The 1,215-nt window shown below is 57.9% G+C and carries 1 pseudogene; it reads right to left on the bottom strand.

From position 1 onward, the window contains the following. Window positions 1-1,215 (bottom strand): annotated as a pseudogene (locus FBZ93_RS04275) (hypothetical protein); the annotation flags it as partial.

The raw sequence follows: 1,215 nt of genomic DNA, 5'->3' as shown, positions 1-1,215 counted from the left end.
CCAGCTGCCGTCGGGTGCTGCCGTCGTCGTGCCGAGCTGGGTGGTCCCGTCATAGACGGTCACCGTGCTGCCGGCCTCCGCCGTGCCCGTCAGCTCTTGCGTCGCAGTGTCGTGCGCCGCGTTGACAAAGCCGTTAACCACCGCAGTATCGGTCGGCGCGGGTGCCAGCTCGGTGACGCTCACGGAAAGCCCGGTGTTCTGCAAACCACCTCCGGGCCCGACAGAAAACACCAGCTCATCCCCCGCTGACAAACTGAGGGTTTCGTTGAATGGAACAAGTTGACCCTCGTACGACACACGAGAGCTGAAGATCACGTTTCCATTCTCGATGACCCCTACGACAGTACCAATGCCGTATTGGTCGCCCCTAAATGTCGTCGCTAACGAATATTCGCCCGTAGCTGGAGCGGTGAAAACGAGATCGGAATATTGCCCACCAATCCCAGACACCAGCAAGAATTGGTCTGGCAAGAAGTTTACGTTTCCGTCATCCCGGGTGGGTCCGTCGTTGAATTTAGCGGCCGGTGACTCTCCAATGTTTACCGACGACGATAGCCAGTACTGCGCATTCGGTCCGTCAACGCCGGGCTGAGCCGTCTGATCATACAGCGTGACGGGCCCCGTGAAGCCAGACGAGTACCCGTAAGACCAGACGCCATTGGGGTTGCTGTGACTTGTGAACCCTTGCTCGAAATCACTGGCCACGTCGTAAACCGTAGAACCGGGTGCCGTGGTGTCGATCTGAAGGCCGTTGAAGGTAACATCCGCGCCGGATAGGTCGGCCGGAATAATTGCACCATCTAAATTCACGCCGGAGACCGCTAGGTTCGCGGCGTTCTGCCCAGCCCCAACCGTATAGCTAAAGATCAGCTGGTTGGTGCCGGAGCCACCAGCGTAGGTCGCGGTTCCTCCGTCATTGAGGTTGAGAGTGGGTATCCCGCCTGCCGTGTTCACGATGACGGCGTCGCTAAAGTCGACCGTCACAGTTAGAATGTGCCCAGCGTTGAGATCACCGACGCCGTTCGTTATGCCGCTTCCGGATGCAACAATCGAGTCGATCGTGGGTAGAACAGTTGGCGTAACAACCACATCAGTTCCACCTAAACCGTCGAGCTGCGGGTGAACGAAATCACCGTTCGGGATTGGTGTTGTGAGGGTAAATTGTGTGGTCTGGCCGCCGGCATAGGTGACTGTGAGGACGTTGCCGTTGATTTG

Origin of the sequence: Bradyrhizobium macuxiense, assembly GCF_007993935.1 — a bacterium.
Lineage (GTDB): Bacteria > Pseudomonadota > Alphaproteobacteria > Rhizobiales > Xanthobacteraceae > Bradyrhizobium > Bradyrhizobium macuxiense_A.
Note: the sequence above shows the minus strand (reverse complement) of the source record. Positions and strands in the feature narration are given on the sequence as shown.